The organism is Thioclava electrotropha, assembly GCF_002085925.2.
Lineage (GTDB): Bacteria > Pseudomonadota > Alphaproteobacteria > Rhodobacterales > Rhodobacteraceae > Thioclava > Thioclava electrotropha.
Genome location: NZ_CP053562.1, coordinates 124,178 through 137,554, shown reverse-complemented (window position 1 = coordinate 137,554; position 13,377 = coordinate 124,178). Strand labels below are relative to the sequence as shown.

Below are 13,377 nucleotides of genomic sequence, written 5' to 3'. Positions count from 1 at the left end.
GTCATGGGCCTCCTGTTAGCGGGCGAGCGTCTGGATGACGCCGCGGATTCGTTCGTCTTCGCGTTCGAGAAAGGCCTGGCCCATCTCATAGGCGCGCTGGACCTCGATCATGCGCGCAATCTCGGTGATCGGATCGACGTTGCTGTCTTCGAGAAACCCCTGCATCAGAACCGCGCCCTCCACCGGTTCGGCCCCGGCCTCTGCGGTGAAGCGAGTGCCGCCGACATGGCTCAATTCGTTGGGATCGGTAGGAAGGTAGACGCCGACCTGCGCGATCGGCTGGCCGTTGTTCGAAAGCGTGCCATCGGCGGCGAGCGCGACCGAAGTCGCCCCCGAGGGGATTGCGACCGGGGTGCCACCGGAATCGAGCAGCCGGAACCCGTCGGGCGTGAGCAACTCACCTTCAGCCGACGGGATAAAACTGCCAGCCCGCGTGAGCTGATTGCCCTGCGGGGTCTCGACCATGAAGAACCCCTCGCCCTCGATTGCGAAATCGAAGGTGCCGCCTGTCTGGGTCAGCCCGCCTTGGCTTCGATCGATCAGACGACCATGCGCCCGCGCCATCGACAGCGAGGGTTCGTTGCCTTGAAGCCCCGAGAGATATTCGGAGAAGATCACGCCCTCGCGCCGAAAGCCGGTGGTCGAGACATTCGCGATATTATTGGCGACGGTCCGCATTTCGCGCATCAGGCCAGATTGCCGCGTGAGTGTGGTATAGATTGCGTTATCCATCTTAGCCCCCGGCGACGATCGGCAGGATCGTGCGGGTGAAAAACTCCACCAGTTTTTCCGACATGAAGCTCATCGACACCCAGAACACGACGAGCATCGCGCCCACTTTGGGCACGAAGGTCAGCGTCATTTCCTGCACCGAGGTCAGCGCCTGAAAGAGACCGATCGTGACCCCGGCGACCAGCGCGACCGACAGAAGCGGCGCCGCGATCAGCACGGCGATCCACAAGCCCTGCCGGAGCGTGTCGAAGAAAATCGCGTCCTGCATCAGACCGACATCCTGAGAATTTCCTGATAGGCCTCGACGACCTTGTTGCGGACCGTCACCGCCGCCTCGATCGCGAGTTCCGTCTGGGCGAGCGCCTGCACCAGCGCATGCGGATCGGCCTGCCCCGCCATCGCGGCTTTGGCAGTGTCTTCGCCCGCCTTGACCACATCGACGAATGAGTTCGCCGCCTGTTCGAAAAGGGAGCCCGGCCCGGAACCGCCCGCTTCCGGCGGGACAGCAGCCCGGGCCTGGGCGTAGCTTTGCGTTGCAAGGGAGGTGTTAAAATCCATTCTAGATCTCCTCGGTCCTTAGCGGCGAAGCAGTTCGAGCAGGGAGGCCGACATTTGCCGGGCCTGATCGAACATGCGCAAATTCGCCTCGTAGCTGCGCTGCGCTTCGCGCGCGTCAGCGATTTCGACCACCAGATCGACATTCGAGCCGTCGTGATAGCCGTTCTCGTCGGCCATCGGATGGCCAGGTTCGTAGATTTGAGTGAGTTCGGATCGGTCGAGCCGCACCGGGCCAAGGGTGACCTCTCCGGTCGGGGCGCCATCTGAGACGACCTTCTCGAAGCCCGCGATCTTGCGGTGATAGCCGGGCGTATCGGCATTCGCGATGTTCTCGGAACTGTGCCGAAGCCGCATAGCCTGCGCCTTCATGCCCGAGGCGGACAGCGCCATGGATTGGGTGAAATCGCTCATCTTCAGCCCCTCCCGAGCGAACTGCGCAGGATGTTGAGCGAAGAACGATAGATCGCGAGCGACAGATCATGCTCGCGTTTCACCTCGACCGAGCGGACCATCTCTTCTTCGAGCGAGACCGAATTGCCATCGGGCGAGGTGACACCGGGGGAGGCTATCACCTCGGGCGCGGTGGTGATCGTCGCCGAGGTGTCGATGTGACCCGACCGCGTCGTCCGCAGAGCACCGCTACCCTCGCTGCGATAGAGGTCTTCGAAAGCCGGCAGGTCACGCGCCGCATAGCCGGGCGTGTCCGCATTGGCGATATTCTCCGCAACCGCGTTCTGGCGGGCTGCGGCGTGGGTGGCCATCGCACTGGCCATTTTCATGATCTCAATCTTCTCGAACATCGGGGCTTCTCCTCCGAGCTATCAACCAAGCTTTAAGAGCGAATCGTTTAGAAAACGTTTCGAGAACATCGGAGGCCAGAATGGCATTTGCGGGATTCGACCTGTTGCGCGCCGAAATGCGCAGTATCGCCAGTACCCATGCAGTCGGGCGCGTGCGCGAGGTGCGGCGCGGGATGATCGAGGTCAGCGGTCTGGCCCGTTCGGCGGCCCTTGGCGACCGCGCGACGATTCGCTGTCAAAGCGGGCGCGAAATCGGCGCGGAAGTTCTGTCGCTGACGCGCGGGGCGGTCACGGTGCTGCCCGACGGAGCCGCCGATGGCGTGGCGATCGACGACGAGGTGGAGCTGCTCGGTCAGGGCGGGATCGCCCCGCATGACAGCTGGGTCGGACGGATCATCGACCCGTTCGGAAGACCGCTCGACGGGCAACCGCTGATCCACGGCGCGTGCGAGCGCGACTTGCGCGCAAGCCCGCCGCCTGCCGCCCAGCGCAAGCGGTTGGGGTCTCGATTGGAGACGTCACTTGCCGCCTTCGACACGATGCTGCCGCTGGTCCAAGGCCAAAGGATCGGCCTCTTCGCGGGATCGGGCGTCGGGAAATCCTCGCTATTGGCGAGTTTCGCGCGCGGGGTGTCGGCCGATATCGTCGTCATCGCGCTGATCGGCGAACGCGGCCGGGAATTGCGGGAATTCGTCGAAAATACCCTTGGTCCGGAGGGGATGGCCCGCGCGGTGATCGTCGCCGCCACCTCGGATCAGTCGCCGCTGGTGCGCCGTCGCTGCGCCTGGGCCGCGATGGCCGTGGCCGAGCATTTCCGCGATTCGGGCCAGCATGTGCTGTTCCTCGCCGACTCGATCACGCGCTTTGCCGAAGCCCATCGCGAAGTCGCTTTGGCCGGGGGCGAGCCCGCCTCGCTGCGCGGCTATCCGCCCTCGACCTCCTATCAGATCATGGCCTTGGGAGAGCGCGCGGGTCCCGGCGCGGAGGGTCGGGGCGACATCACCGGTGTCTTCTCGGTCCTCGTGGCCGGTTCCGATATGGACGAGCCGATCGCCGATATCCTGCGCGGCGTGCTCGACGGCCATGTCGTGCTGGAGCGCGAGATCGCGGAGCGGGGGCGCTTCCCGGCGATCAACATGCTGCGCTCGGTCTCGCGCTCGCTGCCCGACGCGGCGGATCCCGAGGAAAACCGGCTGATCGGCAAGGCGCGCAGCCTGCTTGGCGCCTATGACCGGGCCGAGATGATGATTCAGGCGGGGCTCTATGCGGAAGGCTCGGACCAGCGCATCGACGCGGCGATCAAGGTTTGGCCCGAACTGGATGCCTTCGTTGCCGAACCCGCCCCCGACGGCATCGCGGGCAGTTTCGCGCAGCTGCGCACGATCCTGTCACAGGTGCCGGGATAGTGCTTACATCAGGTCCCAAAGCAGCTTCGCAGCCAGCAGCGTCGAGGTCGTCACCAGCAGCGGCTTGATCAGTCGCGCGCCCACCCGCATCGCAAGCCGCGAGCCCAGCCGCGCTCCGGCGATCTGCGCCAGCCCCATCGCGATGCCGAGCACCCAGAGCGGCGAGCCGACCAGCAGAAACCCCGTCAGCCCCCCGATATTCGACGAGAAGTTCAGCAGCTTCGTATGCGCCGTCGCCTTCAGCACGCCGTAGCCCGCCAGCGTCACGAAACCGATCATGAAGAACGACCCCGTCCCCGGCCCGATCAGCCCGTCGTAAAAACCGATCACCGGCACGAAGGCGGCGGTGAACAGGCCGGGCCGAATGCGCTGCACCCGATCCGTGTCATCCAGACCGGGCCGCAACGCGAAAAACGCGGCGATCGCGACGAGGATGAACGGCAGGGCGATCTCGATCTTGTCGGTCGGGATGCGCGACACGAGAAGCGCCCCCGCCAGCCCGCCGAGGAAACCGATCACCGCGGCCAGCAGCTGTTTTCGCAGCACGACATGGCCCGAGGCCGCATAGGAAATCGCCGCCGTCGCCGCGCCGAACGTGCCCTGAATCTTGTTCGTCGCGAGCGACTGAACCGGCGGCACGCCCGCCAGCAAAAGCGCCGGCACCGTGATCAGCCCTCCGCCGCCCGCGATGGAATCGACTACCCCCGCCGCGAAGGCCGCGCCGATCAGCATCACCACCAGATCGAGAGGAAGTTCAAACATTTGCACCCCGGTCAGAAGACAGCCGCCTCTTGTCCTGCCCGCGCCGCGAAAAGTAAAGCCGTTGCCTCACCGGGGCCGCAGCCGCTATCACCGAAGCTCAGCCTTGCGGAAGACCCAGATGACCCAATCGCCCCTTGCAGCCGCCCCGCTTTTTGCGAGCCCCGCCCGGTGATCGCGCGCACGAACCGATATGCGCCGCTCGAGGCGTTCGCGGCCCCCGCGAAACCCTATGCGCAGATCTGGCGCGGGATGCTGGGTCTGGGCGTGATCGTCGCCTTCTACCTGCTCAGCGGCTGGGCGATGATCCTGTTCTTCTCTTCGATGCTCGACGATTTCTCGATGCTTCGGCTGTTTCAGGAAATCGCCCATGGCTCGACCCCGCGCGGCCTCGCCATTCTGCTGGCAAGTTTCGCGCCGCTTCTGATCGCGACTTTCGTCGTTAGCCGCCACCTGCATCACCGCGCGCCCGCAACGCTGTTCGGCAGGCGGAGCTTCGCCACCTTCACGAAGGTGCTGCCGGTTCTGCTGCTCTTCGCTCTTTTTTCCTTCGGGCTGACCCAGCTCAGCGAGTCCACGGCGCGCTCCAACCCGCTGGTGCATGTGCTGAGCTGGGCGCCGATCGCGCTGCCGCTTCTGGGTGTGCAGATCGCAACCGAAGAAGTGCTGTTTCGCGGCTACCTCCTGCAGCAGCTCGCGGCGCGCTGGCGCAGCCCCCTGATCTGGATGGTTCTGCCCTCGGCACTGTTCGGGGCGCTGCATTATTCGCCCGGCGCCTATGGCAGCAACGCGATTTGGCCCGCGCTCTGGGCTTTCGGCTTCGGCTGCCTCTCAAGCGACCTGACCGCACGGACCGGCAATCTCGGCGCAGCCCTTGCGCTGCATTTCGCCAATAATTTCGGCTCGCTTTTCCTCGTCGGCTTCTACGGCCAGCTCGACGGGCTGGCGCTCTACACGATCGTGATCAACACACGCGACCTGTGGGACCTCTTGCCGTGGCTTCTGCTGGACATGCTGCACCTGCTGATCGCGTGGTTGTTGATCCGCCTCACCCTGCGCGTCTGATTGCAATTCGTGCAGGGGCGGCGTATTTCAAGCCAAACCGACCCGCCCCAGCGAGAGGCTCATACGATGAACTGGATCACCAATTACGTCCGTCCTCGGATTAACTCGCTGTTTTCGCGCCGCGAAGTGCCCGAGAACCTTTGGACGAAATGTCCCGAATGCGGGACGATGCTGTTCCACCGGGAGCTGTCGGACAATCTGAACGTCTGCACCAATTGCGACCACCACCTCGCGATCACGCCCCGCGTGCGCTTCGAGGCGCTGTTCGACGGCGGCATCTTCTCCGAAGTTAAAGTGCCCGAACCGATCACCGATCCGCTGCATTTCAAGGACCAGAAACGCTATCCGGACCGGATGAAGGCGGCGCAGAAATCGACCGGCGAGAAAGAGGCGATGCTGGTGGCCGAGGGCGAGATCGGGCGCACCCCGATCGTGGCCGCCGCGCAGGACTTCACCTTCATGGGCGGCTCGATGGGCATGTATGTCGGCAACGCGATCATCGCGGCCGCCGAACGTGCGGTGAAGCTCAAGCGTCCGCTGGTGCTGTTCTCGGCGGCTGGCGGCGCGCGGATGCAGGAAGGTATCCTGTCGCTGATGCAGATGCCGCGCACGACCGTAGCGGTGCAGATGCTCAAGGAAGCGGGCCTTCCCTATATTGTCGTACTGACCCATCCGACGACCGGCGGCGTGACCGCCTCCTACGCGATGCTGGGCGACGTGCATATCGCAGAGCCCAACGCGCTGATCTGCTTCGCGGGCCCGCGCGTGATCGAACAGACGATCCGCGAGAAACTGCCCGAAGGTTTCCAGCGCGCCGAATATCTGCTGGATCACGGGATGCTCGACCGCGTGACGCATCGCATGAAGATGCGCGATGAGCTGATCACCATCCTGCGCATGCTGATGAACCTGCCGCCTGCGGTGAAGGGCGATCTGCCCGCGCCGGAGAAGGCGCCCGAGGAAGCGGTCGCCGAGGCGGCTCCCGAGGCCGAGGCGAAGCCCAAGACCTGATCTTCGTATTGGCTGAAATATCCCGGGGGGCGGCATCAGCCGCGGGGGCAGCGCCCCCTCCCCGGTCCGCCATCTAAGGCCGGAGGGGCCAATGACGCAAAGCTCCGATGATATTCTCGACCGCCTGATGGCGCTGCATCCCAAGGTCATCGACCTGTCGCTCGACCGGATGGAGCGGCTGCTGGCCGATCTCGACCATCCCGAGCGCGACCTGCCGCCAGTGATCCATATCGCGGGCACCAATGGCAAGGGCTCGACCCAGGCGATGATCCGGGCCGGGCTGGAGGCTGCGGGCAAGCGCGTCCACGCCTATACTTCGCCGCATCTGGCACGCTTCCACGAACGCATCCGGATCGCCGGATCGCTGATCTCCGAGATCGATCTGGCCGCGCTGCTCGATGAGGTCGAGGCGGCGAATGGCGGCAAGCCGATCACCTTCTTCGAGGTGACGACGGCGGCGGCGCTTCTGGCCTTCGCGCGGACCCCTGCGGATTACACGCTTCTTGAGGTGGGTCTCGGCGGACGACTCGACGCGACCAATGTGGTCGACACACCCGCGCTGAGCATCATCACGCCGGTCTCGATCGACCATCAGCAATTCCTCGGCGAGACGCTGGGCGAGATCGCAGGCGAGAAGGCCGGTATCATCAAGCGCGGCGTGGCCTGCGTGGTCGGACCCCAGCAGGAGGCCGCGCTCGACGTGATCGAGGCGCGGGCGGAAAAGCTCGGCGCGCCGCTTCTGGTGCATGGCCAGCATTGGCAGGTCTGGGAAGAGCGCGACCGGCTGATCTTCCAGGACGAGAACGGGCTTCTCGATCTGCCGCTGCCGAACCTGCCCGGCCCGCATCAGATCGCGAATGCCGGGGCGGCGCTTGCGGCGTTACGGCATCTGGGCTTTGACGAGGCTGCCTGCGAGGCGGCGGTGACGAAAGCCGAATGGCCCGCGCGGATGCAACGGCTGCGTCACGGTCCGCTGGTAGACGGCGCGCCCGAGGCGGAGGTCTGGCTCGATGGCGGGCATAACCCGGCGGCGGGCGACATGATCGCAAAGACGCTCGGCGCGCTTCCGAAACGTCCGACCCATCTGATCTGCGGCATGCTCAACACCAAGGACGTGACCGGCTATCTGCGCCCGCTGGCGGATCACGCAGCGAGCCTGCTGGCCGTCTCGATCCCCGGCGAGGCGAACACGCTGCCCGCTGAAGACACCGCCGCGGCCGCGCGCGTGGTCGGCATCGAGGCCCGCCCTGCGGCCTCGGTCGGCTCGGCGATCGCGGGGATCGTCGCGATCCATCCCCATGCCCGCATCCTGATCTGCGGCTCGCTCTACCTCGCGGGCCGGGTGCTGCGCGACAACGGCTGAGGCTGCGGTCTCGCACGGAGTCTGTGCGGGGATACCGGTGGCTGACCTGCGCCTGCGCCCCTATCTTCGCGTGAACAGGAAAGGAGGCCACCATGCAGCTTGAGCTTGGGATCGACACGTTCGGCGATGTGACGCGCGGGGAGGATGGCCTGCTGCGCAGCCATGCCGAGGTTATCCGCGACACGTTGGCCGAAGGCGAGCTCGCCGATCAGGTCGGGCTCGACTATATCGGTCTGGGCGAACATCACCGCCCGGATTTCGCGATCTCCTCGACCGAGCCGATCCTCTCGGCGATCCTCGCGCGCACCGAGAAGATCAAGGCGGGCACCTCCGTGACGGTGCTGTCCTCGGACGATCCGATCCGGGTTTTCCAGCGTTTCGCGACGCTGAACGCGCTGGCGCCGGGACGGGCCGAGATCACCATCGGGCGCGGCTCCTTTACCGAGAGCTTCCCGCTCTTCGGGCTCGACCTGAACGATTACGAGGCGCTGTTCACCGAGAAGTCGCAGATCCTTCATCTGCTCGCGACGCAGGAGAAGGTCAGCTTCGATGCCCAGATGCGCCCGCCGCTTAAGAACGTCACCGTCTATCCGCGCTCCGAGACGCCGCTGCAGATCTGGCGCGGGGTCGGCGGGTCGCCGCAATCGGTGGTCGAGACCGCCGCGATGCAGATGGATCTGATGCTGGCGATCATCGGCGGGGATTCGACCCGGTTCAAACCGCATGTCGATCTCTATCACCGCGCACATGACCAGATGGGCACCAAGCCCGGCAAGATCGGCGTCCACTCTCCCGGCCATATCGCCGAGACCGACGAGATCGCGCAGGAAGAGTTCTACGAAGGCTATGCGCGGATGCATGACATGATCGGGCGCTCCCGCGGCTGGCCGCCCTTCCGGCGCGAGGCTTACCTGTCGGAGATCGAGCATGGCTCGCTCTATGTCGGCAGCCCGGAAACCGTGGCGCGCAAGATCGCGCGGACGGTGACGGCCCTGGGTCTGTCGCGGTTCACGCTGAAATATAGCGGCGGGCCGCAGAATCCCGCGCATCTGCGCAAGACGATCGAGCTTTACGGCACCAAGGTCCGCCCGCTTCTGGCGGAGATGCTGGCTTAAGCCTCAGCCGCCCAGCCGTCTGCCTGCATCTCGCGCAGGCGGCTGGCGGTGCGCTCGAATTCGAACGTGCCTTCGCCTTCGACGTAAAGCCGCTCGGGCTCGTCCGCAGCCGAGCAGATCAGCCGGACCTTGCCCTCGTAGAGCGAGTCGATCAGCGTGACGAAACGCTTCGCCTCGTTGAAGTTCGAGGCCGAGAGCAGCGGAATATCGTCGAGCAGCAGCACCTTCACCGCATCCGCGATGGCGAGGTAATCCGCCGGACCCAGCGGCTGCGCGCAGAGATCCCAGAAGCTCGCTCGGCCGACCCCATTGTGGAAATGCGGGATTTCGACCGTGCGGCCCTTCACCGGAATATCGAGCTTGCCGTGATGATCGCCCCCGGTCAGCTCATCCCAAAGCGCATCCATCTTCGCGCGCGCCTCGCGGCCCGCAGGCGTGAAATAGACCTGTTGGCCTGCGAGACGGTTCTGCCGGTAATCGTTTTCGGAGGCCAGTTCGTAGATGTCGAGATTCTCGCGGATCAGCCCGATGAAGGGCAGGAAAAGCTGGCGGTTGAGCCCGTTCTTGTAGAGGTCTTCGGGCACCCGGTTCGAGGTGGTGACGATGGTCACGCCGCGCTCGAACAGCGCCTCGAACAAACGGCCCACGATCATCGCGTCGGCAATATCCGTGATCTGCATCTCGTCGAAGCACAGCAGCCGCAGCGAGCCCGCCACCTCTTCGGCCACGGGGCGCATCGCGTCGACCGTGTTGGCGCGGCGCGCATCGTCGAGCTTGCCTTGGACTTCCTGCATGAAAGCGTGGAAATGCACCCGGCGTTTCGGCACGTCTGTCTGGCCGAAGAACAGGTCCATCAGCATGGATTTCCCGCGCCCGACACCGCCCCAGATATAGAGGCCGCGCACGCCTTCGACCGGCTTGATCTTGCGCTTGAAGAGCCCGCGTTTCACCGGCTCGGGCGCAGGCGCCTCTTCCAGCGCGCGGCGCACGCGCTCCAGTTCGGGCAGAATGGCGCGTTGGGCGGGATCGGGGTTGAGGTCCCCGTTCTCCACCATGGACTCGTAAAACTCGGGCAGACTGCGTTTCATGACGTTCCGATATAGCGCGCTCACGGGATTGAAAAGCCCCGCGGCTTGCGCGAGCATCCGATCCGGAGGAGGACCCCATGGCCAAGGAATTACCGCTGCTCGGTGCTGCGCTGAGCCTCGATATGCTCGCGCATCATCGCGACTGGATTCTGAACGACCAGCGCGATCTGGAATTGCAGAGCTTCTGTTGGCCGAACGCCACGGATGCGGATCTGCGCAAGATGGTCGCGCGGACGAAGGAATTGCTCGACGGCTATACCGGGCGGCTGGGGCTGCACGGGCCCTTCACCTCGTTCAGTATCGACTGCGCCGATTCCGAGATCATCGAGGTCATCCGCGCCCGGATGCTGCGGGTGCTGGAAATCACGGCGGAGCTGGGCGGAGATCAGATGGTGATCCACTCGCCCTATACGCTGTGGAAGGAAGCCGATCTGGAGCAGAACCCCGCGAACGCGTTCATTCAGGTCGAACGCGTGCGCTATGTCCTGACCCCGGTGATCGAACGCGCCGAGGAGCTGGGCGTGACGCTGGTCATCGAGAACTGCGAGGACATCACGCCGAACCTGCGTGTCGAACTGGCCGCGAAGATGAAGAGCAAAGCGGTGAAGGTCTCGCTCGATACGGGCCATGCACAGTTCATGCATCGCCGCTGCGGCGCGCCGCCGGTCGATGTGTTCGTCCATGCGGCAGGCGCGGCGCTGGAGCATGTCCACCTGCAGGATATCGACGGCTATGGCGACCGGCACTGGCACCCCGGCGAGGGCACGATCGCGTGGCATTCGGTGTTCAAGGCGCTCGGCAAGCTGCCGAAGATGCCGCGTCTGATTTTGGAAGTGAATGACGAGATTGGCGTGAGAAAAGGCGCGGACTATCTGGAATCGCTGGGCCTCGCGCGGTAACGGCTACGTGCGCCCCCGCCCCTCGCCTTGTGAAGCGTGGGGGCAAAGCGTAATCTCTGCGCCGCAGAAAAGCCGACAGGAGTTCTTATGGCCAAACCGACCCCGCAACGTCTTCACCTCGTCTTCGGCGGCGAGCTGGTGACCCCGAGCCGCACCGAATTCAAGAATGTCGACGATATCCATATCGTCGGGATGTACCCGAACTACGCCTCCGCCTATGCCGCGTGGAAGGCCGAGGCGCAGCGCACCGTCGACGACGCCCATACCCGTTACTTCATCGCGCACCTGCATCGCCTGCGCGACGAAGAGCTCGAAGTGTCGACCACCGAAGAGCTCGGCAACTAAGGCTGGCATGGCGCGCTCTCTTCCTCTCTGGCTCAGGCTGCAACTCTCCGCCTTGCGTCCTGCGGGACCCAAGGCGAAAGCCGCGGTCGAGGCCGGTCAGGGGGAGGAGCGCGCCGACGCCCCGCTGCTGTGGATCTGGGCTGCGGGGAAATGCGCGGAAGCCGCCGGGCTGGTCGCGCGCAGGGTGGCCGCGCGGATGCCCGATATCCGCATTGCGATGACGGTGCGCGGCGTGGAAGATCCGCCCGATGGGCTGCCCGAAGAGGTCTATTTCCGGCCCACCCCCGAGGATCGTCCCGCGTCCGTCCGTCTGGTCTTGGATGCGTGGCGCCCCGATCTCGTGCTCATCATGGACGACTTGCTGCCCGCCGCCCTGATCGCGGAGACGCAGAAACGCGGTATCGCCAGCGTTCTGGCCGATGCGAAACTCGGCGGTCAGGATGGGCTGCGGCTCGATGACGTCTCACTGACGCTGCTGGGCCGGATCGACCGCATCTACCTGCGCGACGAGGCGAGCCTCGAACGGGTGGGCGACCGGCTGAACGGGCCGGTCATCGTGGTCAATGACGGTGCGCTCGGCGAGCCGCCGCAGCCGCTCTACGGCTCCGAGGCAGAGCGCGCCTCGATGGCCGAATCGATGGGCGCACGTCCGGTCTGGCTGGCCGCTGCCGTGCCCGAGGCCGAAATCGGCCCGGTGACGGCCGCGCATCGCTACGCCCAGCGCCACGCGCATCGGCTGCTGCTTCTGCTTGCGCCGGATGACGAATCCCAAGGCGAGGCCCTCGCCGCGCAGCTGACCGCCGAGGGCTGGTCGGTCGCGCGCCGGTCGCTCGAGGGCGAACCGGAACTGACGACCGAGATTTTCATCGCCGACGACGCGATGGAATACGGGCTTTGGTACCGGCTGGCCGCGCTCAGCTATATGGGCGGCACCTTGTCGGGGACGGCGCAGGCGCCACGCTCCCCGGTCGAGGCGGCGGCGTTGGGATCGGCGATCCTGCATGGCCCGAAACTCGCACCTTTCCGCGAAGATTACCTGCGGCTCGAGGCTGCGAAAGCCTGCCGCGGCGTGGTCGTGCCCGAGGATCTGCCCGAAGTGGTCGCGGACCTGATCGCGCCGGAACGCTCTGCGCAGCTGGCCCATAACGCCTGGGCAGTGACCTCGGGCGGCGCCGGCGCGGTGGAGACCATCGCCCGCGATCTGGCCGAGATTCTCTCGGGCACCCAGCCCGCACGGGTGGCGTGATGGGCGCGCCCGGCTTCTGGTTCAACACCTCCGCCGCGCCGGGCCTGCGCGCACGGCTGCTGTCGCCGCTCGGCGCGATTTACGCGGCGATGACGAAGCGGCGTGTGGCGCAGCCGGGGCTGCGGCTCGACGTGCCGGTGATCTCGGTCGGCAACATCAACGCGGGCGGGACCGGCAAGACGCCGACGGTGATCTGGCTGGTGCAACGGCTGGCCGCACGCGGTGTGACCGCCCATGTGGTCACGCGCGGCTATGGCGGATCGCTCGAAGGGCCGGTGCAGGTCGATGAGCGCAGCCATCGCGCCGAGGAGACCGGGGACGAGCCGCTGTTGCTATCGGCTTTCGCGCCGGTCTGGGTGGCGCGCGACCGGGCTGCAGGGGCGCAGGCGGCAGTCGCGGCCGGAGCGCAGGTGATCGTGCTCGACGACGCCCATCAGAACCCCGCATTGTACAAAGACCTCTCCATCGTGGTGGTCGACGCGCATAAGGGCTTCGGCAACGGGCGCTGCCTGCCTGCCGGGCCGCTGCGCGAACCGATCGAGGCCGGAATGGCCCGCGCAGACTTTCTGCTGTCGATCGGGCCGGAAGCTGCACAGATTGAATTCGCTAATTTCTGGAGTTCCAGAATTTCGAAACCACATCTGACGGGGCAGCTCGCTCCGCTTCAGACGGGCATGGATTGGGAGGACCTTCCCGTCCTCGCCTTCGCAGGCATCGGCCATCCCGAGAAGTTCTTCGCCACCCTTCGCGGTCTCGGCGCGGAGCTGCTGCGCGGCGAGGCGCTGGAAGATCACCAGCCTTTCACGACCCGCCTGTTGCAGCGCATCGAGGCGGAGGCCGACACGCTCGGCGCGCAGATGGTGACGACCGAGAAAGACGCGGTCCGCCTGCCGGAAAGCTTCCGCCCGAAAGTGCTCGCCCTGCCGGTGCGGCTCGAGATCGACGACCCCACAGCGCTCGACGCAGCGCTCGACAGGCTCGGGATATGAA

At 65.6% G+C, this 13,377-nt stretch carries 16 protein-coding genes; 9 read left to right on the top strand and 7 right to left on the bottom strand.

The window, feature by feature from the left end; all coding sequences use genetic code 11:
- Positions 1-15 precede the first annotated feature (15 nt).
- The 5 genes from AKL02_RS00680 to AKL02_RS00660 are packed head-to-tail and all read right to left on the bottom strand — an operon-like array spanning position 16 to position 2,090.
- Positions 16-732, bottom strand: coding sequence for a flagellar hook-basal body complex protein (locus tag AKL02_RS00680; protein WP_083076486.1), 717 nt, complete (start codon positions 730-732; stop codon positions 16-18).
- A gap of 1 nt (position 733) precedes the next feature.
- Positions 734-1,000, bottom strand: a complete 267-nt coding sequence (locus AKL02_RS00675; protein ID WP_078522260.1) for a flagellar biosynthetic protein FliQ — start codon at positions 998-1,000, stop codon at positions 734-736.
- On the bottom strand, positions 1,000-1,290 hold the full coding sequence (gene fliE / locus AKL02_RS00670; RefSeq protein ID WP_083076489.1) for a flagellar hook-basal body complex protein FliE: 291 nt from the start codon (positions 1,288-1,290) through the stop codon (positions 1,000-1,002). Before fliE ends, AKL02_RS00675 begins: the two co-directional genes overlap by 1 nt.
- 18 nt (positions 1,291-1,308) lie before the next feature.
- On the bottom strand, positions 1,309-1,701 hold the full coding sequence (gene flgC / locus AKL02_RS00665) for a flagellar basal body rod protein FlgC (RefSeq protein WP_083076493.1): 393 nt from the start codon (positions 1,699-1,701) through the stop codon (positions 1,309-1,311).
- 2 nt (positions 1,702-1,703) lie between these two features.
- Positions 1,704-2,090 carry a FlgB family protein gene (locus AKL02_RS00660; protein WP_083076496.1) on the bottom strand — a complete coding sequence of 129 codons (387 nt, stop codon included), beginning with the start codon at positions 2,088-2,090 and terminating at the stop codon, positions 1,704-1,706.
- An 80-nt stretch (positions 2,091-2,170) separates the two neighbouring features.
- Between AKL02_RS00660 and AKL02_RS00655 the strand changes: the two genes are divergently transcribed.
- Complete coding sequence (locus AKL02_RS00655; protein WP_083076500.1) at positions 2,171-3,496, top strand: FliI/YscN family ATPase; 1,326 nt, start codon at positions 2,171-2,173, stop codon at positions 3,494-3,496.
- A gap of 3 nt (positions 3,497-3,499) precedes the next feature.
- Here the strand turns inward: AKL02_RS00655 and AKL02_RS00650 are convergent, their stop codons facing one another.
- Positions 3,500-4,258 (bottom strand): TSUP family transporter, encoded by a 759-nt coding sequence (locus AKL02_RS00650; protein ID WP_075775250.1) that lies wholly within the window; start codon positions 4,256-4,258, stop codon positions 3,500-3,502.
- Positions 4,259-4,426: 168 nt separating this feature from the next.
- Here AKL02_RS00650 and AKL02_RS00645 point away from each other — a divergent pair, with 168 nt between their 5' ends.
- From AKL02_RS00645 to AKL02_RS00630, 4 genes are all read left to right on the top strand, one after another.
- A complete protein-coding gene (locus AKL02_RS00645; protein WP_083076504.1) occupies positions 4,427-5,320 on the top strand; it encodes a CPBP family intramembrane glutamic endopeptidase in 894 nt (297 codons plus the stop codon).
- 66 nt (positions 5,321-5,386) lie between these two features.
- A complete protein-coding gene (gene accD, locus AKL02_RS00640; protein WP_078522256.1) occupies positions 5,387-6,331 on the top strand; it encodes an acetyl-CoA carboxylase, carboxyltransferase subunit beta in 945 nt (314 codons plus the stop codon).
- A gap of 91 nt (positions 6,332-6,422) precedes the next feature.
- Complete coding sequence (locus AKL02_RS00635) at positions 6,423-7,694, top strand: bifunctional folylpolyglutamate synthase/dihydrofolate synthase (RefSeq protein ID WP_078541614.1); 1,272 nt, start codon at positions 6,423-6,425, stop codon at positions 7,692-7,694.
- Positions 7,695-7,786: 92 nt separating this feature from the next.
- Positions 7,787-8,809, top strand: a complete 1,023-nt coding sequence (locus tag AKL02_RS00630) for an LLM class flavin-dependent oxidoreductase (RefSeq protein WP_083076507.1) — start codon at positions 7,787-7,789, stop codon at positions 8,807-8,809.
- On the opposite strand, the gene zapE is transcribed toward AKL02_RS00630, so the two are convergent.
- Complete coding sequence (gene zapE, locus AKL02_RS00625; protein WP_083076773.1) at positions 8,806-9,897, bottom strand: cell division protein ZapE; 1,092 nt, start codon at positions 9,895-9,897, stop codon at positions 8,806-8,808. The two genes, AKL02_RS00630 and zapE, sit on opposite strands and share 4 nt — an antisense overlap.
- Before the next feature lie 77 nt (positions 9,898-9,974).
- Between zapE and AKL02_RS00620 the strand changes: the two genes are divergently transcribed.
- From AKL02_RS00620 to lpxK, 4 genes are all read left to right on the top strand, one after another.
- A complete protein-coding gene (locus tag AKL02_RS00620; protein ID WP_083076511.1) occupies positions 9,975-10,796 on the top strand; it encodes a sugar phosphate isomerase/epimerase family protein in 822 nt (273 codons plus the stop codon).
- 87 nt (positions 10,797-10,883) lie between these two features.
- Positions 10,884-11,141, top strand: coding sequence for a DUF4170 domain-containing protein (locus tag AKL02_RS00615; RefSeq protein ID WP_078522252.1), 258 nt, complete (start codon positions 10,884-10,886; stop codon positions 11,139-11,141).
- 7 nt (positions 11,142-11,148) lie between these two features.
- A complete protein-coding gene (locus AKL02_RS00610; RefSeq protein WP_083076515.1) occupies positions 11,149-12,387 on the top strand; it encodes a 3-deoxy-D-manno-octulosonic acid transferase in 1,239 nt (412 codons plus the stop codon).
- Positions 12,387-13,376 carry a tetraacyldisaccharide 4'-kinase gene (lpxK, locus tag AKL02_RS00605; RefSeq protein ID WP_083076518.1) on the top strand — a complete coding sequence of 330 codons (990 nt, stop codon included), beginning with the start codon at positions 12,387-12,389 and terminating at the stop codon, positions 13,374-13,376. Before AKL02_RS00610 ends, lpxK begins: the two co-directional genes overlap by 1 nt.
- Position 13,377: the final 1 nt, after the last annotated feature.

Coding starts and splice junctions, on each gene's coding strand:
- AKL02_RS00680 (WP_083076486.1), bottom strand. CDS start 732: ATGGATAACGCAATCTATACCACACTCACGCGGCAATCTGGCCTGATG.
- AKL02_RS00675 (WP_078522260.1), bottom strand. CDS start 1,000: ATGCAGGACGCGATTTTCTTCGACACGCTCCGGCAGGGCTTGTGGATC.
- fliE (WP_083076489.1), bottom strand. CDS start 1,290: ATGGATTTTAACACCTCCCTTGCAACGCAAAGCTACGCCCAGGCCCGG.
- flgC (WP_083076493.1), bottom strand. CDS start 1,701: ATGAGCGATTTCACCCAATCCATGGCGCTGTCCGCCTCGGGCATGAAG.
- AKL02_RS00660 (WP_083076496.1), bottom strand. CDS start 2,090: ATGTTCGAGAAGATTGAGATCATGAAAATGGCCAGTGCGATGGCCACC.
- AKL02_RS00655 (WP_083076500.1), top strand. CDS start 2,171: ATGGCATTTGCGGGATTCGACCTGTTGCGCGCCGAAATGCGCAGTATC.
- AKL02_RS00650 (WP_075775250.1), bottom strand. CDS start 4,258: ATGTTTGAACTTCCTCTCGATCTGGTGGTGATGCTGATCGGCGCGGCC.
- accD (WP_078522256.1), top strand. CDS start 5,387: ATGAACTGGATCACCAATTACGTCCGTCCTCGGATTAACTCGCTGTTT.
- AKL02_RS00635 (WP_078541614.1), top strand. CDS start 6,423: ATGACGCAAAGCTCCGATGATATTCTCGACCGCCTGATGGCGCTGCAT.
- AKL02_RS00630 (WP_083076507.1), top strand. CDS start 7,787: ATGCAGCTTGAGCTTGGGATCGACACGTTCGGCGATGTGACGCGCGGG.
- zapE (WP_083076773.1), bottom strand. CDS start 9,897: ATGAAACGCAGTCTGCCCGAGTTTTACGAGTCCATGGTGGAGAACGGG.
- AKL02_RS00620 (WP_083076511.1), top strand. CDS start 9,975: ATGGCCAAGGAATTACCGCTGCTCGGTGCTGCGCTGAGCCTCGATATG.
- AKL02_RS00615 (WP_078522252.1), top strand. CDS start 10,884: ATGGCCAAACCGACCCCGCAACGTCTTCACCTCGTCTTCGGCGGCGAG.
- AKL02_RS00610 (WP_083076515.1), top strand. CDS start 11,149: ATGGCGCGCTCTCTTCCTCTCTGGCTCAGGCTGCAACTCTCCGCCTTG.
- lpxK (WP_083076518.1), top strand. CDS start 12,387: ATGGGCGCGCCCGGCTTCTGGTTCAACACCTCCGCCGCGCCGGGCCTG.